Source organism: Falsiroseomonas sp. HC035, from assembly GCF_050563525.1.
Classification (GTDB): domain Bacteria; phylum Pseudomonadota; class Alphaproteobacteria; order Acetobacterales; family Acetobacteraceae; genus Falsiroseomonas.
In genome coordinates, this window is record NZ_JBNXUN010000005.1 from 1 (window position 1) to 17,537 (window position 17,537).

The 17,537-nt window shown below is 68.6% G+C and carries 18 protein-coding genes and 1 tRNA gene; 9 read left to right on the top strand and 10 right to left on the bottom strand.

Going from position 1 to position 17,537, the window contains the following annotated elements; all coding sequences use genetic code 11:
* Positions 1–353 precede the first annotated feature (353 nt).
* The 4 genes from ACLF3G_RS12440 (at position 354) to ACLF3G_RS12455 (ending at position 4,383) form a co-directional block, all read left to right on the top strand.
* Entirely contained in the window at positions 354–1,304 is a 951-nt protein-coding gene (locus ACLF3G_RS12440; RefSeq protein WP_430669698.1) for a toll/interleukin-1 receptor domain-containing protein, read from the top strand.
* A gap of 259 nt (positions 1,305–1,563) precedes the next feature.
* On the top strand, positions 1,564–2,142 hold the full coding sequence (locus ACLF3G_RS12445) for a DUF3489 domain-containing protein (RefSeq protein ID WP_430669699.1): 579 nt from the start codon (positions 1,564–1,566) through the stop codon (positions 2,140–2,142).
* A gap of 11 nt (positions 2,143–2,153) precedes the next feature.
* Positions 2,154–2,666: a DUF2924 domain-containing protein gene (locus ACLF3G_RS12450; protein ID WP_430669700.1), complete on the top strand. Its 513-nt coding sequence runs from the start codon at positions 2,154–2,156 to the stop codon at positions 2,664–2,666.
* On the top strand, positions 2,644–4,383 hold the full coding sequence (locus ACLF3G_RS12455) for a recombinase family protein (protein WP_430669701.1): 1,740 nt from the start codon (positions 2,644–2,646) through the stop codon (positions 4,381–4,383). The genes ACLF3G_RS12450 and ACLF3G_RS12455 overlap by 23 nt, the downstream gene beginning before the upstream one ends.
* Positions 4,384–4,646: 263 nt before the next feature.
* Here the strand turns inward: ACLF3G_RS12455 and ACLF3G_RS12460 are convergent.
* A tRNA-Gln gene (locus tag ACLF3G_RS12460) sits at positions 4,647–4,721 on the bottom strand.
* A gap of 233 nt (positions 4,722–4,954) precedes the next feature.
* On the opposite strand from ACLF3G_RS12460, the gene ACLF3G_RS12465 reads away from it, so the two are divergent.
* The gene (locus ACLF3G_RS12465; RefSeq protein WP_430669702.1) at positions 4,955–6,715 is read left to right on the top strand and encodes a M10 family metallopeptidase; all 1,761 of its coding nucleotides are present in this window, start codon (positions 4,955–4,957) and stop codon (positions 6,713–6,715) included.
* A 61-nt stretch (positions 6,716–6,776) separates the two neighbouring features.
* Here ACLF3G_RS12465 and ACLF3G_RS12470 read toward each other — a convergent pair whose 3' ends face one another.
* The gene (locus ACLF3G_RS12470) at positions 6,777–7,625 is read right to left on the bottom strand and encodes a creatininase family protein (RefSeq protein ID WP_430669703.1); all 849 of its coding nucleotides are present in this window, start codon (positions 7,623–7,625) and stop codon (positions 6,777–6,779) included.
* On the opposite strand from ACLF3G_RS12470, the gene ACLF3G_RS12475 reads away from it, so the two are divergent.
* Positions 7,616–8,869 (top strand): hypothetical protein, encoded by a 1,254-nt coding sequence (locus tag ACLF3G_RS12475; protein WP_430669704.1) that lies wholly within the window; start codon positions 7,616–7,618, stop codon positions 8,867–8,869. The two genes, ACLF3G_RS12470 and ACLF3G_RS12475, sit on opposite strands and share 10 nt — an antisense overlap.
* A 1-nt stretch (position 8,870) precedes the next feature.
* Here the strand turns inward: ACLF3G_RS12475 and ACLF3G_RS12480 are convergent, their stop codons facing one another.
* Genes ACLF3G_RS12480 through ubiA form a run of 3 tightly spaced genes read right to left on the bottom strand, consistent with a single transcriptional unit; the run spans position 8,871 to position 10,827 of the window.
* The gene (locus ACLF3G_RS12480; protein WP_430669705.1) at positions 8,871–9,284 is read right to left on the bottom strand and encodes a type IV secretion protein Rhs; all 414 of its coding nucleotides are present in this window, start codon (positions 9,282–9,284) and stop codon (positions 8,871–8,873) included.
* A gap of 11 nt (positions 9,285–9,295) precedes the next feature.
* Complete coding sequence (locus ACLF3G_RS12485) at positions 9,296–9,931, bottom strand: class I SAM-dependent methyltransferase (RefSeq protein ID WP_430669706.1); 636 nt, start codon at positions 9,929–9,931, stop codon at positions 9,296–9,298.
* On the bottom strand, positions 9,928–10,827 hold the full coding sequence (ubiA, locus tag ACLF3G_RS12490; protein ID WP_430669707.1) for a 4-hydroxybenzoate octaprenyltransferase: 900 nt from the start codon (positions 10,825–10,827) through the stop codon (positions 9,928–9,930). Before ubiA ends, ACLF3G_RS12485 begins: the two co-directional genes overlap by 4 nt.
* A 29-nt stretch (positions 10,828–10,856) precedes the next feature.
* On the opposite strand from ubiA, the gene ACLF3G_RS12495 reads away from it, so the two are divergent.
* Together ACLF3G_RS12495 and ACLF3G_RS12500 are read left to right on the top strand one after the other, a co-directional pair.
* Complete coding sequence (locus ACLF3G_RS12495; RefSeq protein ID WP_430669708.1) at positions 10,857–11,576, top strand: 16S rRNA (uracil(1498)-N(3))-methyltransferase; 720 nt, start codon at positions 10,857–10,859, stop codon at positions 11,574–11,576.
* Positions 11,577–11,628: 52 nt separating this feature from the next.
* Complete coding sequence (locus ACLF3G_RS12500; protein ID WP_430669709.1) at positions 11,629–12,972, top strand: glutamate--cysteine ligase; 1,344 nt, start codon at positions 11,629–11,631, stop codon at positions 12,970–12,972.
* A gap of 4 nt (positions 12,973–12,976) precedes the next feature.
* Here ACLF3G_RS12500 and ACLF3G_RS12505 read toward each other — a convergent pair whose 3' ends face one another.
* The 5 genes from ACLF3G_RS12505 to ACLF3G_RS12525 all read right to left on the bottom strand — a co-directional run bounded on the left by ACLF3G_RS12505 (position 12,977) and on the right by ACLF3G_RS12525 (position 17,159).
* Complete coding sequence (locus ACLF3G_RS12505) at positions 12,977–13,450, bottom strand: N-acetyltransferase family protein (protein ID WP_430669710.1); 474 nt, start codon at positions 13,448–13,450, stop codon at positions 12,977–12,979.
* A gap of 28 nt (positions 13,451–13,478) precedes the next feature.
* Positions 13,479–13,820: a GNAT family N-acetyltransferase gene (locus ACLF3G_RS12510; protein ID WP_430669711.1), complete on the bottom strand. Its 342-nt coding sequence runs from the start codon at positions 13,818–13,820 to the stop codon at positions 13,479–13,481.
* A 98-nt stretch (positions 13,821–13,918) separates the two neighbouring features.
* A complete protein-coding gene (locus ACLF3G_RS12515; RefSeq protein ID WP_430669712.1) occupies positions 13,919–15,097 on the bottom strand; it encodes a pyridoxal-phosphate-dependent aminotransferase family protein in 1,179 nt (392 codons plus the stop codon).
* Positions 15,098–15,169: 72 nt separating this feature from the next.
* Positions 15,170–15,835 carry a potassium channel family protein gene (locus tag ACLF3G_RS12520; RefSeq protein ID WP_430669713.1) on the bottom strand — a complete coding sequence of 222 codons (666 nt, stop codon included), beginning with the start codon at positions 15,833–15,835 and terminating at the stop codon, positions 15,170–15,172.
* Positions 15,828–17,159 carry a TrkH family potassium uptake protein gene (locus ACLF3G_RS12525; protein ID WP_430669714.1) on the bottom strand — a complete coding sequence of 444 codons (1,332 nt, stop codon included), beginning with the start codon at positions 17,157–17,159 and terminating at the stop codon, positions 15,828–15,830. The genes ACLF3G_RS12520 and ACLF3G_RS12525 overlap by 8 nt, the downstream gene beginning before the upstream one ends.
* Before the next feature lie 136 nt (positions 17,160–17,295).
* On the opposite strand from ACLF3G_RS12525, the gene ACLF3G_RS12530 reads away from it, so the two are divergent.
* Positions 17,296–17,511 (top strand): DUF1127 domain-containing protein, encoded by a 216-nt coding sequence (locus ACLF3G_RS12530; protein ID WP_430669715.1) that lies wholly within the window; start codon positions 17,296–17,298, stop codon positions 17,509–17,511.
* The last annotated feature ends 26 nt before the right edge of the window (positions 17,512–17,537 follow it).

The window sequence follows — 17,537 nt, forward strand, 5'->3', positions numbered from 1 at the left end:
TGCTGCCTCAAGCGCTTCGTGGCCCGCGAGATCTTCGGCTATCTCTGCCGCCCCCCCGGCCCGCCCAAAAATGCTCCAGCAACCGCTTGACCGATATAGGAGCTTCAGAGCCGACTTCGACCATAAAGGTCGCCGAGTTCCAGGTTCGTGTGGCCGTCTTAAACGGCTTCACCGCGCTTGGAATATCGGTCACTGAAGCCGTAGGATGAGGATGTCTGGGAAATGAGAACCCTGACCGTCATCTCAGTTATGCAAAACAGCCCCCACGATATGCTAGCTTGAGACCTACAGGGCCGGGAGGGGACGAGTGCCTCTTCAGATAGCCAAGTCGAGAGAAGCCGGAGTCGCGCGGAATGGCTATAAAATTGTTCGTATCTTACGCCCACAAAGACGAAATCAATTGGACCTTATTGAAAGAAGAATTAGAGCCGTACATTGAAAGCGGCGTGCTCGAACTTTGGTATGATCGTAGAATCAGCCCGGGAGACTTATGGGACGACGAGCTTAGGAGAAATCTGGCCGCAGCTGATGTAATTATTTTGATGATCTCCAAATCTTGGATTTCTTCCAAATACATAGCTGAAGTAGAACTTACTCAATCTCTCTCTCAACAAAAAAGAAAGCGGTCTTGTATAATACCCGTATTAATTGAGGACGTCTCATTGGACAGCATCGAAGGGTTGTCTCGATTGCAATTTCTCCCAGCAAGCGATATCAGAACGAAAGTGACGGGGGAACGTCAGTGGGCTCGTAAAATATGCGCAGCAATCATCAACGCTGCTTTAAAAATGAATACGCTTCCGCCGGCGGTCGCTTTCCCAGTTAATTTTCCATTCGTCTTCGTTGTGGCTGTTCTAATAGCAGTGCCCTATTTCTTTATCGAAAGATCTGATGAGTTTTTCGGGGGAGCTGCGATACATACGCTTGGTTTGCTAGTGCCTTTTTTCACACGCTGGTTTATGCAGAATTACGCCCACAAAAACCTATGGGTCAATTTTATCAACGGCTCTTTAGCAGGAGGCTTCGGTGGAATGATAGCCATTGTATTTCTAATAATCGCCGGCGAACAAGAAAAACAGAAAGCGGCAGGCATCGCAACGGATGAGCCGATAGCTATAGCATTTTTTATGATTTTAGCTGGCTTATCGACCATATGCGGCATGAGAATTTCGGAGATGTATCTGACTACGCAAAATCTCCACAGGCTCACAGAAGACGCCACTCTACTCACGCTTTTTTTCATGTCAATCGTGATATATCTAGGACTGATGATTAGAGAGCTCATGAAGTTTGGATTGCTTTAATTGACATTAAAATGGCTCTATTGCACGAATGGCCGGAATGGGATCCATCGCGTGATCCAGTGTATGGTCTGCCTCCCGAGGCTTGGACCGGCGTGATGCGGGCCTCGGCGGCTTCTTCTCGCTCGACTTCCGGGCGACGGGAAGCATTGGTGCTATCGGGCGGAGGGGGCAGGGAGCCCGCGAGGCCATGCCCGGCGAGATCCGGGCTTTGGGTGGTGGCGGCGCTGCATCGGGCAGCGCTCCAGCACGGAGCCCACCCATGTCCCACCGCAAGATCCTGACGGTCGCTCAGCTGCTCGTTCTCAACACCGCTGCCCAACGCCCTGATCACATCATCCTGCCGCTGCCGTCGACAATCCGCGTTCGTGGCGCGACCCAGCGCAAGCTGCTCACCGCCCTGCTCGCCCTGGAACTGGTCGAGGAGGTCACCGTCGGCGCCGCCGCCACCGCCTGGCGGAGGGATGAGTCCGACCAGCACATCGGCCTTCGCCTGACCGCCGCCGGTCTCGCCGCTGCTGGCGCTCCGCAGGAGGTGCCGCCGCCCGCAGCTCGGGACGTCACCAAGGAGCCAGCCCCAACTTCCTCCAGTGGCTCGCCCACCGCAGATGAGACACCAACACCGGAGCCCTTGCTTCGGCGGCCGGAGGGAAAGCTGGGTCAGGTCCTGCAGGCGATCTCGGCCGAGACCGGAGCGACGCTGGCTGAGATCACCACCCTCACGGGCTGGTTGCCGCATACGGCGCGGGCCGCCCTCACCGGTCTGCGCCAGCGCGGCTTCGCCGTCCACCTCGCCCAGCACGATGGGCGAAAGGCCTATCGCTTGACGGCAGCTGGCTGAGGCGGGCGGCGATGGTTCGGCAAGGCGGAGCAGGCAGAGGTCTGCCCCGCTCCTATGACCTGACGTCCGTGCCAAACAGGGGGCGCGCTGACGTGGTGGCGCTGCGGGCGGAATGGCAGCGCCTCCATCGCATGGCGCCGCCGGCCGCTCTGAGCCTGGACTTCCTGCGGCGTGACATCGCTCACCGTCAGCAGGCAGACCGGCACGGTGGGCTGAGTACTGCCTTGCGTCGTCGGCTGGCTGCCTTGGCCGGCGCTGAGGCAGGCCCGCTGCCGCAACTGCGGACCCCCACGCTCCGGATCAAGCCAGGTTCCACCCTGGTGCGGGAATGGAGCGGCAGGACCTACACTGTGCTGGTCCTGGACAAGGGCTTCGAGCTGGCCGGGCAACGCTTCGCATCGCTGTCCGAGGTCGCGCGCCACATCACCGGGGCGCACTGGTCCGGGCCCCGGTTCTTCGGCTTGAGGCGCGGAGGCGGCGCATCCGGCCGACGCACTCCCAATGCTGGAACTGACGATGCGTAGCCGCCGCATCTCCGCTCAGCCTGCTGGTCGCGCGAGCCTCCGCTGCGCCATCTACACCCGCAAATCGTCTGAGGAGGGCCTCGAGCAGGAGTTCAACTCCCTCGACGCCCAGCGGGAGGCCTGCGAGGCCTATATCCGTAGCCAGCGGCACGAGGGCTGGACCCTGCTCCCTGCCCACTACGACGATGGCGGCCTCTCCGGCGGCAGCATGAACCGTCCGGCCCTGCAGCGCCTCCTCGCTGATGTCGCGTCAGGCCGGGTCGACTTGGTGGTGGTCTACAAGGTCGACCGCCTGACCCGTTCGCTGTCCGACTTCGCCAAGATCGTTGAGGTGTTCGACAGCCACGGCGCCTCCTTCGTCTCGGTCACCCAGCAGTTCAACACCACCACCAGCATGGGACGGCTGACGCTCAACATGCTGCTGTCCTTCGCGCAGTTCGAGCGCGAGGTCACCGGCGAGCGCATCCGCGACAAGATCGCCGCCTCCAAGCGCAAGGGCATGTGGATGGGCGGGTCCATCCCCCTCGGCTACGAGGTGCGGGATCGCAAGCTGATCGTCCACCAGGCCGAGGCCGCGCTGGTCCGCCGCATCTACCAAATCTATCTCGATCTCGGGACAGTGCGACTGGCGCAGCAACAACTTGCCACCGAGGGCATCACAAGCAAGGGCGGCCGCGCGCTGGAGCGGGGGGCGCTGTTTCACCTGCTGCAGAACCGCCTCTATCGCGGCGAGATCGCGCATCGAGGCCAGGTTTATGCCGGGGAGCACGAGGCGATCGTCGGTGTCCCATTGTGGGAGGCGGTGCAACAGCGGCTTGCCCAGGGGCGAGTGGATCGCCGGTCGGGTGCCGATGCCAGCCACCCCAGCCTGCTGGCGGGGCTGCTCACGGATCCCACCGGCGAACCGATGGTGCCGACGCATGCGAATAAGGCGGGACGGCGGTACCGCTACTATGTCTCGAGCCGACTGCTCACCGGCCTTCGCGAGGAACACGCCGATGGGCTGCGAGTGCCGGCGGCAGCGCTGGAGCGGGTGGTTGCTGGGAGGGTCATCCGCCTGCTCTCCGATGGGCCCGAACTGCTGGGAGCGATGCGGTCCGCGCGCATTTTGCCACCGGAGGGCGCACAGCAGCGCAGTGTGCTTGCCGCAGCGCAGAACCTGGCCCGGCGATGGCAGCAGCAGGGGAACACGGTGCAGCGCGAGACGCTGCTGGCTCTGGCAGCACAGATCGCGGTGCAGAGGCACGAGATAGCCATCCACCTCTCACCGCAGCGGTTGCTGACGGTCCTCTCCGGAAAGGCCCCTCAGGCGGCATCCGCTTCCAATGACGAGGCTGGTGGGGACCTTCCGCGCATCACGATCACGGAGGCGGTAGCACTGCGGCGGATGGGTCGGGAGATGGCGCTGCTGGTGGGATCGACGGTTGCAGCGGATCAGTCAGTTCCTTCGCTGGTCAGGCTGGTCGCGAAGGCCTGGGCACTGCGCGAGGCGCTGGTTTTGAGCAGCGCCCAGAGCCTGACGGCATTCGCGGCCGCACAGGGAATTTCCCAATCCTACGCAACGCGGCTGGTCCGTCTTGCCTGGCTGGCGCCGGACATAATTGAGGCGATCCTCGGTGGTCGCCAGCCAACCAGTCTGAGCGCGTCCCGGCTGATGCGGGACACCCGCATCCCAACCGACTGGCAGGAACAGCGCCAGGCGCTCGGCTTCGTCTGAGCCGGGCTGCCGGCCGACCATCGGCCGCGCTGGTAGGTCAGCGGCCGGCTGCCGCACGGCAAGCACGAGCGCCGCTCACGCACCCCACCCGTACTGCCAAAATGCCCTTGGGAGACGCGGGCTCCCTTTGGCCGCCAGAAACCTCCGGACCGGCGTCTCTCATGTACACCCGAGGAAACGCGGTCGCGTGTCTGGCCGGAAGCCTGGGGCTTTTGCGGCTGCCGTCTCGAAAATCGGAAAACGGCTGTGACAGGCTGACTGGCTGGTTGGGGCGCCAGGATTCGAACCTGGGAATGGCGGTACCAAAAACCGCTGCCTTACCGCTTGGCGACGCCCCAGCCGGTAGGCATCGGGTAGCGCAGGGCGCGCCGTCGCACAACCGGTCCCGGCCTCCGATTCACCACGGGTTCATCCGATGGCCCCAGGATGGCGGGGAGGGGCCTGCCGGCGTGGGCCGCCTCACCAGCCCCGCAACATGCGGAGGGCGGGCACCGGGTCTGGCCTCGGCCGCAAAAGCGGCTCCTGGCCGGTACCACGGGCCCATGCGCCGGTCGGCCCGGAAACTTCAGCCATGTGCTGGCTTTGCAGGCCCCAGGGAGGGGCCACCGACGACGGCGCCTTCGTTGCCACGACGCTGCGCGCGGACCAACCGCTGCCGACGGCGCCCCGGTTCCAGTTCACCTCCTCCGGCCATGCCGGCGTGGATGGCGTGCTGAGCGGCTATGCCTGGTCGATGAGCGACCCCCTGAGCTTCGCCTTTCCCGACAGCGGCGGCGACTACGAATCCTGGTACGGCACCAGCGAGCCGACCCGCGGCTTCAGCCAGGTCGCGGCCCCGATGCGCGACGCGGTGCGCCAGATCCTGGTCGGCGAGCCCTCGGGCGGAAGTGGCGTGGCCGGGGCCCCGGGCAGCCCCGGGCCGCACGTCACCGGCTTCACCAACCTGTTCATAACCGAGTCGGCGGATGACTGGGCCGCCGACATGCGCTTCGCCAAATCCTCCGCCCCCAGCACCGCATGGGCCTACTACCCGAACGGGCGGGAGGGCGGCGATGTCTGGTTCGGCAACCGCGCCACCTTCGATGCCCCGAAGCTCGGCAACTATGGCTTCCTGGTCGCGGTGCACGAGATCGGCCACGCGCTGGGCCTGAAGCACCCGCATGAAAGCTGGAACGGCTTCGGGCCGATGCCGCTGGAATGGGACATGCTGGAATTCACCGTCATGTCCTATCGCTCCCATGCCGGGCTCACCACCACCGGCGGCTACGTCAACGGCACCTTCGACTACCCGCAGGGCTGGATGATGTTGGACATCGCCGCCCTGCAGCACCTGTACGGCGCGGACTACACCATGCAGGCCGGCAACACCGTCTATGCCTGGGACCCCGCGACCGGGGAGACGCTGATCGACGGCATCCGCCAGGGTGCGCCGGGCGATGGCACGGGCGGCGCCGGTAACCGCGTGTTCCTGACCGTCTGGGATGGTGGCGGCGTCGATACCTACGACCTGTCCGCCTACACCGGCGGTGTTGCGGTGGATCTGGCACCTGGTGCCTGGTCCGTGACCTCCTGGACCCAGTTGGCGTTGCTCGACAGCCGATCGGGGCTTGAGGTGAAGGCGCGCGGCAATGTCTTCAATGCACTGCTGCACCAGGACAACACCGCATCGCTGATCGAGAACGCGGTGGGCGGGGCCGGGGCTGACACGCTGCTGGGCAACGAGGCGGCGAACCACCTGTCCGCCGGTGTCGGGCGGGACGTGCTGGAAGGACGCGCCGGGGACGATGTGCTGGATGGCGGCGGCGGCGCGGACACGCTGCGCGGTGGATCAGGCCACGATCGCTACCTGATCGACGATGCAGGTGACCTGGTGATCGAGTTGAACGGGGAGGGGATGGATACCGTGGTCTCCGGCCTCGCCACCACCACCCTGCCGGATGCGGTGGAGGCGCTGGTGCTGGCGGTCGGCGGCGTCACCGGCCTCGGCAACAACCTGGCCAACATGCTGACCGGCAACGCGGCGGGCAACCGGCTGGAAGGTCGTGGCGGCGCCGATGTGCTGGAAGGCCGTGGCGGCAACGACACGCTGGCCGGTGGCGCTGGGGCGGACATCTTCCTGCTGCGGCCCGGCGATGGCTTCGACCTGGTGGAGGATTTCACCAATGGCGTGGACAAGCTGGCGCTGCTCGGCTTCGGACTCAGCGCCGCGCAGGTCATGGGCCTGGCGGAGGAGGTCGTGGGCGGCCTGCGGCTCGACCTCGGCCAGGGCGATGGCGTACTGCTCGCGGGGCTGGCCCGCCAGCATCTGCTGGCGACCGATCTGATCGCGTAGAGCATCCTCAGATCCGGCGTAGGCGCCTGGCGGCTCAAAGATGCGCCAGAACGGCTCCGGCTCAGCGCCACAACTCGGCGCGGCCGAATTCCTCGGCCAGGCGCGCCGCTGCGGCCTCCAGCAGGCGTTCACCCTTTGCGGCGCTGGCTGTGCGCGGGTCACCGATCACGCCGGTGTCGGTCATCTCGGTGAAGGGGCGGCTACGCTTGAAGCCGGGTGGGGCAGGCGGCGCGAAGCGCTTCGGCACCGCCGCCTCGATCCGATCCGTGCGCACGCAATCCGGCGCCAGTGCCATCATCATGGAGGTCTCGGCCTCGCAGGCGTGCTGGACGTTGGACTGGGCCTCCAGGATCGGCGCGAAGGTGTCGGCATTGGCCAGCCAGTAGGTCAGGCCGATCACCGGCACGCCGAGGGCGCGGGTGGCTTCGATGGCGACGCTGCCGATGGCCTCCGTGTTGCCGCCATGGCCGTTGATCAGGGCGATGCGGCGGAAGCCGTGCCGGGCGACGCTGCGGGCGATGCCGCCGACCAGGGCGGAGAAGGTAGCGAGGTCCAGCGTCATGGTGCCGCCAAAGGCCATGTGGTGCTCGGCGAGGCCGGACCAGATGGTTGGGGTCACCAGGGCCGGCGTGCCGGCTGCCACCAGGCGGCGCGCGGTCCGTTCGGCGACGCCGCCGGCCAGCACCGTGTCGACGCCGACGGCCAGGTGCGGGCCGTGTTGTTCGATGGACGCGACCGGGATCAGCACCACCGTGTCCGGCGTGGCGCGGGCCTGGATCTCGGCCGCGGTCAGCCGGGCCCAGAGCACTTCGGAGGCGATGTCGAGGGTCATCTGCGCAAAATCCCGTTCCGTTGCGGCGGCAGGGTAGACGAGCCGCGCGGAGGCGCCATCCTGGTGTGATGCGCGCATTGCTGATCCTGATGCTGTTTCTGGCCGGTTGGCCGACCCATGCGCAGGAGGCGGTGCACGGAGGCCCGGTGCGCGCCCTGGCGGTGGCGGCCGATGGCACGATGGCCTCGGCCGGCTTCGACCAGGCGATGATCCTGTGGGACGCGGAGGCCCACCGGCCGCGCGCGGTGGTGCGCTGGCATGGCGGTGCGGTGAACGCCCTGGCGGCGCTGCCTGGCGGCGGCTTCGCCAGCAGCGGAGAGGATGGCCGGGTGGCGCTGTGGCCGGCCGTGCCGGGGCCGGAGCCGCTGCGGGTGCTGGAAGGGCATGGCGGGCCGGTCGCGGCGCTGGCTGTGCGGGGCGGGCTGCTGGGCTCGGCATCCTGGGACGGCACGGCGCGGGTCTGGGACCTGGGTGGAGGGCCGGTCCGGGTGCTGGAAGGGCACCAGGGCAACGTCAACGCGGTGGCCTTCCGCGGCGACGGCATGCTGGCGACCGCCGGCTTCGACGGCACGCTGCGGCTGTGGCCCGACCGGGGGGTTTCGGTGACGCTGGCCGAGTTCGGCCTGCCGCTGAACGCGTTGGTGGCGCTGCCCGGGGATGTGCTGGCGGTGGGCGGGGCGGACGGGCTGCTGCGGCTGGTCCGGCCCGATGGTGGGGTGCGGGAGGTGCGGGCCGGCGCCCGGCCGATCGTCGCCATCGCCGCCGCGCCGGATGGGCGACACCTGGCCGTGGCGGGGCTCGGCGGTAGCGTGACGCTGTGGGAGGCGGCGTCGCTGCGCCTGGTCCATACGCTGGAGGGTCCAGGCCTGCCGGTGTGGTCCGTGGCCTATGCCCCGGATGGAGCCAGCCTGTGGACCGGCGGGACGGATCGCCGGGTGCGGCGCTGGGATGCGTCAACGGGCCGGCCAATGGGGCCTGTCGGCCCAGCTCCGGAGGAGGCGGCACCAGCCGGCCTGCACCCGCAGGGCGCGCGTGTCTTCCGCGCCTGCAGCGCCTGCCATGCGCTGACGCCGGCGGCCGGGCCGATGGCCGGGCCGCACCTGCACGGCCTGTTCGGCCGCCGCATGGGCATGGTGCCCGGCTATGCCTACTCCGAGCGCCTCGCGCGCGGGGACATCACCTGGACGCGGGAGACGGTGGCGGATTTGTTCACCCGCGGGCCGGACGAGGTGACGCCCGGAACCCGCATGCCAATCCAGACCGTCGGCAACGCGGAGGATCTGGACGCGCTGCTGGATTTCCTGGCGGCGGCGACGCGCTGAGCTATCGCTTCTCGATCCGCCCCTGGCTGCGGCCCTGCGCGTCGTACAGGCGTCGCGTGTCGCCACGCTGTTCGGCGCGTCCCTGGAAGCGGCCGCTGGAGTCATAGTCCCGGCGGGTGCCGTCGCGGGCTTCGCTGCGGCCGGAGGATCGGCCCTGGGCGTCGTAGTGCCGCTCGGTGCCACCGCGCTGCTCGCTGCGGCCGGTACCGCGGCCTTGTGCATCGTAGTGGCGGGTCACGCCGTTGCGGGTCTCGGACCGACCGATTGCGCGGCCCTGTGGGTCGTAGAAGCGAGTGGTGCCGGCCTGGGTCTCGGCGCGGCCGAGGCTGCGGCCCTGCGCATCGTATTGGCGCTGGGTCTGGGCGGTGGCGGGCAGGGCCAGCAGCAGGACCAACAGGGGGAGGAGGTGGCGCATCGGTGGCATCGTCACGGCCGCAGGCGGTGGATGGTGACCAGGCGCTCGCTGCGGTCCTCCAACTCCCGCGTCGTCGGGACGGTGTGGCGGGAGAGCAGGTCCATGCCGGCGACCGGCAGATAGGCGCGGCCCGGGTCGGCGATCCAGACCTCCGCACCGTCCCCCGCCATGCGGCGCAGCCAGGGCAGGATGTGGGCCGTCATCGGCGCCTCGTAGCAGACATCGCCGGCCAGGATCAGGTCCCAGCGGCAGGGGCTGCCGACGACATCACCCTCGGGCGTCTCGACCATGACGCCATTCAGTGTGGCGTTCAGGCGGGTGGCGGCCAGCGCGAGCGGGTCGATCTCGGCGGCCTCGACCCGCACCGCGCCGGCCAGCGCGGCGGCGATGGCGCCGATGCCGCAGCCGGCGGCGAAGTCCAGCACGCGCCGGCCGGCGACCAGGGCGGGCGTGTCCAGGATGGTGCGGGCGAGGGCTTGCCCGCCGGGCCAGGCGAAGGCCCAAAAGGGCGGCTCGATGCCGGTCTCGGCCAGCCAGGCCTCCGTGGCCTGCCAGATCGGGGTGATTTCGGTGGCGAGGTACAGGGCAATTTCCGGCACCAGGGCGGGGCGGGCGATGGCGGTATGGGCGCGGATGAAGTCGATCACAGATGGCCGGCCAGGAAGGCCAGGGCGATGGCGAAGCCGACCTCCCGGTTCGACTTGAACAGCATCAGGCAGCGGGCGGGATCGTGGATGTCCAGCGTTCGCACCTGCCAGCCCAGCATCGCGGCCGGCAGCACCAGGGCTGGCACGAAGGGCCAGGACAGGCCGGCGTGCCAGCCCGCCAGGGCCAGCAGCGCGATGGTGCCGGCGTAGCAGGCCGCCAGGAACGGCTTCGTGTGGTCGCCGAGTTTCAGCGCGCTGCTGCGGATGCCGATCTGCGCGTCATCGGCACGGTCCTGGTGCGCGTAGATCGTGTCGTAGCCCAGTATCCAGAAAAAGCCGGCGGCCCACAACGCCACCGCCACCGCATCCAGCCCGCCGGTCGCCGCCGCATAACCGGTGGGCGCGGCCCAGGAGAACACCAGGCCGAGCACCGCCTGCGGCCAATCCGTGACCCGCTTGGCCAGCGGATACAGCGCGATCAGCAGCAGCGACCCGAGGCCGACATAGATCGCCGCCGGCGGCAGTTGCACCAGCACCAGCAGCCCGACCACGCACAGCGCCGCCAGGAAGACCAGCGCCCGGAACGGCGTCACGGTGCCCGCGGCCAGCGGCCGGTCGCGCGTGCGTTCCACCTGCCGGTCCAGGTCGCGGTCCCACAAATCGTTCACCACGCAGCCGGCGGCGCGCATGGCGAAGGCGCCGATGGTGAACAGCGCCGCCAGCCGCAGCCCCTCGCCCCAGCCTGGGGCGGCGATGGCAAAGGCCCAGAAGCCAGGCAGCAGCAGCAGCCAGGCGCCGATCGGCCGGTCGAACCGTCCGAGCAGCGCATAGGGCCGCCAGCCCGGCGGCAGCCTGGCCACCCAGCCCTGGGCGCGGATATCGGTCCAGCCGGTCATGGCCCTATACCTGTCCGCGGAGGTTCTTCATGTCCATCCCCCGCCTGTTCGTCGAAGCGCCTCTCGCGGAGGGCCTGGTGGTGGAGGCCGCGCCGGGCCAGGCGCACCACATCGGCACCGTGCTGCGGCGCGGACCGGGCGACGCGGTGCTGCTGTTCAACCCGCGCGACGGCGAATGGGACGCGACCATCGAGGCGATCCGCAAGGACCGCGCCCGATTCGCCCTCGGCGCGCGGGTGCGGCCGCCGGCGGCGGAGCCGGAGGTGCGGCTGCTGGTGGCGGCGCTGAAGCGGGACGCCATGGATTGGGTGGTGGAGAAGGCAGCCGAGCTCGGCGCCACCCTGATCCAGCCCGTGCTGACGCAGCGCAGCGTTGCCGACCGCGCCAATGTCGCCCGGCTGTCCGCCATCGCCCGCGGTGCCGCCGAGCAATGCGAGCGGCTTTCGGTGCCGGTGGTGGCCGAGGCCGCGCCGCTGCACCGGGTGCTGGATGCCTGGGATGGCGCGCGCCTGGTGGTGGCCATGGAGCGCAGCCTCGCCGCGCCGCCGCGCACGCTGGGCCTGCCGGCGGGTACGTCGCTCGCCCTGCTGGTCGGGCCGGAGGGGGGGTTCACGGCGGCGGAGCTTGACGACCTGCGCCGGCGGCCCTTTGTAGTGCCGGCCGCACTCGGGCCCCGGATCCTCCGGGCCGAGACCGCGGCCGTGGCCGGCCTCGCGGCGCTGCAGGCGCTCTGGGGTGATTGGGCCTGAACGGCAGGGGCATCCGCTCCGGCCCGACTGCCAGGATAGAGAACGCGAATCGATGTCGAATCCTGGCGAGGCCGACCTCACGCCCATCACCTCCACGCGTCAGCTCGCGGAGTGGTTCGCGGCCGGCAGCAAGCCGAAGGCCGACTGGCGGATCGGCACGGAGCACGAGAAGTTCGGCTTCTCCCGGCATGGCTTCGCGGCACCGCCCTATGAGCCCGGCGGCATCAAGGCGATGCTGGAGGGCCTCCAGGCCAAGGGCTGGGAGCCGATCCTGGATGCCGGCAACGTCATCGGCCTGAAGCGCGACGGCGGCTCGGTCAGCCTGGAGCCGGGTGGGCAGTTCGAGTTGTCGGGCGCGCCGATGCGCGACCTGCACGAGACGCGCGTGGAACTGGGCGACCACCTGCGGGAGGTGCATGAGGTGGCCGGGCCGCTCGGCCTTGGCTTCGCGCCGCTCGGCTTTCACCCGCTGGCGAAGCGGGAGGACATGCCGTGGATGCCGAAAGGGCGCTACGCCATCATGCGGCGCTACATGCCGATGGTGGGCGGCATGGGCCTTGACATGATGCTGCGCACCTGCACGGTGCAGGTGAACCTCGACTTCGGCGATGAGGCCGACATGGTGGAGAAGCTGCGGGTCTCGCTGGCGCTCCAGCCGCTGGCGACCGCGCTGTTCGCCAATTCGCCCTTCCTCGAAGGCAAGCCCTCCGGCCTGCTGACGCTGCGCGGGCGGGTCTGGACGGATACCGACCCGGACCGCACGGGCATTCCGCCGGTGGCCTTCGAATCCGGGTTCGGCTTTTCCCGATTTGCCGAGTTCGTCCTCGATGTCCCGATGTACTTCATCATGCGGGAGGGGAAGTACATCGATGCCGCCGGCGTGCCATTCCGCGCCTTTCTGGAAGGCCGGGCGGAGAAGCTGGCCGGCCATGAGCCGACCATGGGCGATTGGGCGGATCATGTGACCACGGTGTTCACCGATGTGCGCCTGAAGCGTTTCCTGGAGATGCGTGGAGCCGATGCCGGCAGCCCCGCCATGCTGCAGGCCAAGCCGGCCTTCTGGACCGGGCTGCTGTATGACGACGCGGCCCAGAAGGCCGCCGCCGCTCTGATCCGGGGCTGGACGGTGGAGGAGATGCGGGCGCTGCGCAACGCGGTGCCGGCCCAGGCGCTGGCGGCCACGATCCGCGGCCGAAGCCTGCGTGACGTGGCGCGGGATGCGGTGGAAATCTCGCGCCAGGGCCTGAAGGCGCGTGGGCTGGGCGAGGAAGTCTATCTGGCGCCGCTGGAGGAGATCGCCGCCAGCGGGATCACCCAGGCGGAACGCTGGCTGCAACGGCATGCGACGGCCTGGGGCGGCGACGTGTCGCGCATCTTTGCCGAGGCCGAGGCCTGACGCGTCAGGGCAGCCGCTTGCGATACACCACCTTGTCCTCGCCAGCCCGGTAGAAGTCCCGGATACGCGCTTCCTCGGCAAAGCCGCGCGCCAAGTAGAAGGCACGGCTGGCTTCGAATTCCGGCAGGGCCGAAGTCTCGACCAGCAGCAGGTGGTGACCCGCCTCCGCCAGCCGCCGTTCCACCGCACGCAGCAACGCGGTGCCATGTCCCTGGCCCTGCCGGGCCGGATGCACGGCGATCAGCAGCAGGTTCCAGGTGCCCTGCGTCATGCGCTCCGGCGCGCAATAGGCCAGCGCCACAGGCGAGCCGCGTGCATCGACCAGCCAGAACTCGGCATCCTCGGCACCCGCAAGTCCTGGCGCCGCCATGTCCGCCAGCATGGCACCGGGAAACAGGCCGGTTGCATTGATCAGGTCGATGAGGACCGGCAGGTCCTCGGCCAGCAGCAGGCGGATGGTATCGGTCGTTTGAGCCATGGTCCGGTGCCTCGGCGGGCACCCGGCATCACGCCAGCCGCTTCGCCATGTAGATGCGGGAGAAGCCAGCCTCCTCCCGCCGCTCGGTCTCGGCGTAGCCGAGGCGGGCATAGAGGTGGATGTTCGCTGACATCAGCAGGTTGGTTAGCAGGCGGATTTCAACTTTTCCGCACCGCCGTGCCTCATCCTCGGCGAAGGCCATCAATCGCCGGCCGAGTCCCTTGCCCTTCAAGGCCGGTTCCACCGCGACGTTGTCGATCCAGAGGTGCTCCGGAAGATCCTCCAGCACGATCAGCCCCTCCAGCCGACCATCCATGAAAAGGCCGAAGGCTTGGCCGGCGGCGCACCGGGCGGCGTAATCATCCTGCATTGGGGCCGGGCGGCGGCCGATGATCGGCACCCACGGCGCGTAGGCGCGCTCGACCAGCGCGGCGAGCGCGGGCGCCTCCGCAAGGGTGGCGCGCCGGATCAGGCGGCGGTCTCCGCCAGGTAGGCCATGGCGGCGTCGACCCCGCCCGGCGCGTGCGGCACGCCCTGGAGGCGCAGGCCGATCTCGGTGGCACCAAGGGTCCCCAGCAGCATCGGCTCGTTGAGGTCTCCAAGGTGGCCGATGCGAAAAACCTTGCCGTTCAGGCGGCTGAGGCCGGTGCCGAGCGCCACGTTCATGGTGCCGACGCGCTTGCGCAACGCCTCCGCGTCATGGCCCTCGGGCAGCAGGATCGAGGTGACGGAGTTCGAGACCCGCTCCGGCGACAGGCAGAACAGTTGCGGGCCGTTGTTGCCGGCCCAGTGGCGGACGCAGCGGCGTGTCGCTTCAGCCAGGCGCGCGTGGCGGGCCAGGACGTTGTCCAGGCCTTCTTCCTGCTCGATCAGGCGCAGCGCCTCCCGCAGCCCGTAGAACAGCGCGATCGGCACGGTGCCGATGAAGCTGCGGTGGCGGCGGGTCAGCATGGTCGTCCAGTTGAAGTAGTGCTTCGGGAAGCTGGATTGCCTGTGCGCCGCCATCGCCTTGTCCGAGACGCCGGAGAAGGAAAAGCCCACGGGCAGCATCAGCCCCTTCTGGCTTCCACCCACCGCAGCATCGATGCCCCATTCGTCGAAGCGGAAATCGATGGAGCCGAGGGAGGAGATGATGTCCGCCAGCAGCAGCGCCGGATGCTCCGCCTCATCGAGAAGGGAGCGGATGCGCGCCAGGTCCAGCGTCATGCCCGTCGAGGTCTCGTTGTGCACGGCGCAGACCGCCTTGATGGCGTGCCCGCCATCGGCGGCAAGCGCCGCGCGCAGGTCCGCGTAGTCGAGCCCGCGGCGCCAGTCGGCTGCCAGGGTCTGCACCGTGATGCCGAGGTCGGTCGCCATGCGGCCCCAGGCTTCGGAGAAGTGGCCTGTCTCGATCACCAGGATTCGGTCGCCGGGCGACAGCAGGTTGACCAGCGTGGCTTCCCAGGCAGCGTGGCCGGAGCCCGTGTACATGAACAGATGCTGTTCCGTCCGCAGCACCCGCTTCAGCCCGGACAGGCAGCCATCGTAGATTTCCAGGAAATCCGGGCCGTTGAAGTCCACCGTGTGGTGGCTCACGGCCTGCATGATGCTGTCCGGGATGTTGGTGGGCCCGGGATTGGCGAAGAAGTGCCGGCCGCGCGGTGTCATGTTTCCTGCCCCTCGGGCCACCATGACCCCCGCCGCCTTTGTTCCCCCAAACGGCCGAAAAGGGAAGCCGGCTCAGGTCATCCCGGCGAACGCCTCGACCAGCTTCGTGGCGCCGGAGACGATCAGGATGTCGCCCTGGGCGATGGCGGTTTCCGGCCGCGCGTAGGTGAAGTCGGTGCGCGGCCGCTTCACGCCGACGACGGTGACGCCGTATTTGCTGCGCAAGCCGCTTTCGGCCAGCGTGCGGCCCAGGGCCTCCCGCGGCGCTCGGGTCTTGGCGATGGCGAAGCCGTCGTCGAACTCGATGAAGTCGATCATCCGGCCGGTCACCAGATGTGCCACGCGTTCTCCCATCGCGGCCTCGGGATAGACCACGTGGTGGGCGCCGGTGCGTTCCAGGATGCGCCCATGCTTCGGGCCGAGCGCCTTGGCCCAGATATCCGGCAGGCCCAGCTCGCTGAGGGCCAGCACGGTCAGCACGCTGGCCTCGAGGTCCGTGCCGATGCCGACCACGGCGCGGCCGAATTCGGCGACGCCAAGCCGGCGCAGCGTGTCGCTGTTGGTGGTGTCCGCCTGCACCACATGGGTCAGCCGGTCCGACCAGGACTGCACAAGCTCCGCATTCTCGTCGATGGCGAGCACGTCGTGCCCGAGCCGCACCAGCGATTCGGCCACCGCGCCTCCGAAGCGGCCGAGGCCGATCACCACGACCCCATTCTCATGTGACTGGTCAGCCAACGATCGGGCGCTCCTCTGGATAACGGTAGGGGTTCTGGCGGCGGCTCAGTGCCAGGGCCGTGGCGACGGTGATGGTGCCGACCCGGCCGACGAACATCAGGAACACCACCAGCGCCTGTGCCGAAGGCGGCAGGTCCGGTGTCACGCCAGTCGATAGTCCCACGGTGGCAAAGGCGGAGATGGTCTCAAACAGCACGTCGCGCAGCGGCAGGCCGGTCAATGTGACCATGACCAGGCTCGCCGTGCCGACCATGCCGACCGCGAGCAGCGTGATGGTCACCGCCTGGCGCTGCGCGGTGGGGCAGACGCGGCGGCCGAAGGCGATGGAATCCCGCTCGCCCCGCACTTCCGCCCAGACGATCAGGCCGAGGATCATGAAGGTGCCGACCTTGATGCCGCCGGCGGTGCCGGCACTGCCGCCGCCGATCAGCATCAGGCCATAGGTGATGGCCAGCGTCTCCGTCTCCATCCGGCCGACATCGACGGCATTGAAGCCGCCTGACCGGGCCATCACGGAATGGAACGCAGCCCCCAGCAGCCGCCCGGCCGGCGGCAGCGCGCCGAGCGTGTCGGCGTTCGACCATTCATAGGCGAGCGTCGCCAGCATCCCGGCCGGCAGCAGCAGCGCCGTGCCGAACAGCGTCAGCTTGGTGTGCAGCGACCAGCGGCCCGCCCGCCACGGCTCCCGTCGCAGATCGTGCAGCACCGGCATGCCGATGCCGCCCAGCACCACGCCGAGCATGATCGGCAGCAGGATCACCGGGTCCAGCGCGAAGCCCACCAGGCTGTCGGAATAGGTGGCGAAGCCGGCATTGTTGAAGGCGGAGACGGCCTGGAACACGCCGTGCCAGATGGCGTCCGGCCAGGGCTCGCCATAGGTCAGGTGCAGGCGCAGCGCCAGGATGACGGCGATCGCCGCCTCCACCACGATGGTGACGAGTAGCACCAGCCGCAGGATGGCGGTGATGTCGCCCAGCGCCAGGCCACGGGTCTCGGCCTGGGCCACGAGGCGCGTGGACAGGCGCAGGCGGCGGCTGACCAGGGCCCCAAGCAGCGTCGCGCCGCTCATGATGCCGAAGCCGCCGACCTGGAACAGCACCAGGATCACCGCCTGGCCAAAGCCAGACCAGTAGGTAGCGGTGTCCACCACGGCCAACCCGGTGACGCAGACGGCGGAGGTGGCGGTGAACAGCGCGGTGAGGAAAGGCGCGCCACCCGGCCCGGCGCGCGAGATCGGCAGGACCAGTAGCGCCGTCCCCAGCAGGATGGCCAGGAAGAAGGCAAGGGGCACCAGGCGGGCGGGATGCTTGAGCGGCTTCAGCAAAGGGGCCTCGATGCCGTGCGGCACCGCGTTAGCTGGTGCCGGGCCGCAACGGAAGGGCCACGGGGTTCGGCCGGCACCGAAGCCGCGGTGCCGGCGGGGCGGCCAGGGTGGGGGCCGACGACAGGAGTCTCGCCCGATGCCCGCCCTCTCCCGACCCGCCGCCGGGCTTCCTGCGGGTCCGGTCCGCCGTACCGATGTATTGGCCGCCTTGCTGGATTGGCTGGCCGCCTGCGCGCATCGCCATCGCACCCGCATCGCCTTGCGCGACCTTTGCCCGCATCTGCTGCGCGACCTCGGCCTGACCAAGAGCCAGGCGCTGCGGGAGGCGCGGCGGCCCTTCTGGCAGCGGTGACGCCGAAGGTTCGGCCCGTGCCGTAG

What these genes read in the sequence shown, in the direction of transcription:
- ubiA (WP_430669707.1), bottom strand. Translation starts at nt 10,827, where the DNA reads ATGACCGGCTGGACCGATATCCGCGCCCAGGGCTGGGTGGCCAGGCTG.
- ACLF3G_RS12500 (WP_430669709.1), top strand. Translation starts at nt 11,629, where the DNA reads ATGTCGAATCCTGGCGAGGCCGACCTCACGCCCATCACCTCCACGCGT.
- ACLF3G_RS12455 (WP_430669701.1), top strand. Translation starts at nt 2,644, where the DNA reads ATGCTGGAACTGACGATGCGTAGCCGCCGCATCTCCGCTCAGCCTGCT.
- ACLF3G_RS12470 (WP_430669703.1), bottom strand. Translation starts at nt 7,625, where the DNA reads ATGCGCGCATCACACCAGGATGGCGCCTCCGCGCGGCTCGTCTACCCT.
- ACLF3G_RS12440 (WP_430669698.1), top strand. Translation starts at nt 354, where the DNA reads ATGGCTATAAAATTGTTCGTATCTTACGCCCACAAAGACGAAATCAAT.
- ACLF3G_RS12495 (WP_430669708.1), top strand. Translation starts at nt 10,857, where the DNA reads ATGTCCATCCCCCGCCTGTTCGTCGAAGCGCCTCTCGCGGAGGGCCTG.
- ACLF3G_RS12505 (WP_430669710.1), bottom strand. Translation starts at nt 13,450, where the DNA reads ATGGCTCAAACGACCGATACCATCCGCCTGCTGCTGGCCGAGGACCTG.
- ACLF3G_RS12445 (WP_430669699.1), top strand. Translation starts at nt 1,564, where the DNA reads ATGTCCCACCGCAAGATCCTGACGGTCGCTCAGCTGCTCGTTCTCAAC.
- ACLF3G_RS12450 (WP_430669700.1), top strand. Translation starts at nt 2,154, where the DNA reads ATGGTTCGGCAAGGCGGAGCAGGCAGAGGTCTGCCCCGCTCCTATGAC.
- ACLF3G_RS12480 (WP_430669705.1), bottom strand. Translation starts at nt 9,284, where the DNA reads ATGCGCCACCTCCTCCCCCTGTTGGTCCTGCTGCTGGCCCTGCCCGCC.
- ACLF3G_RS12465 (WP_430669702.1), top strand. Translation starts at nt 4,955, where the DNA reads ATGTGCTGGCTTTGCAGGCCCCAGGGAGGGGCCACCGACGACGGCGCC.
- ACLF3G_RS12530 (WP_430669715.1), top strand. Translation starts at nt 17,296, where the DNA reads ATGCCCGCCCTCTCCCGACCCGCCGCCGGGCTTCCTGCGGGTCCGGTC.
- ACLF3G_RS12475 (WP_430669704.1), top strand. Translation starts at nt 7,616, where the DNA reads ATGCGCGCATTGCTGATCCTGATGCTGTTTCTGGCCGGTTGGCCGACC.
- ACLF3G_RS12510 (WP_430669711.1), bottom strand. Translation starts at nt 13,820, where the DNA reads ATGCAGGATGATTACGCCGCCCGGTGCGCCGCCGGCCAAGCCTTCGGC.
- ACLF3G_RS12515 (WP_430669712.1), bottom strand. Translation starts at nt 15,097, where the DNA reads ATGACACCGCGCGGCCGGCACTTCTTCGCCAATCCCGGGCCCACCAAC.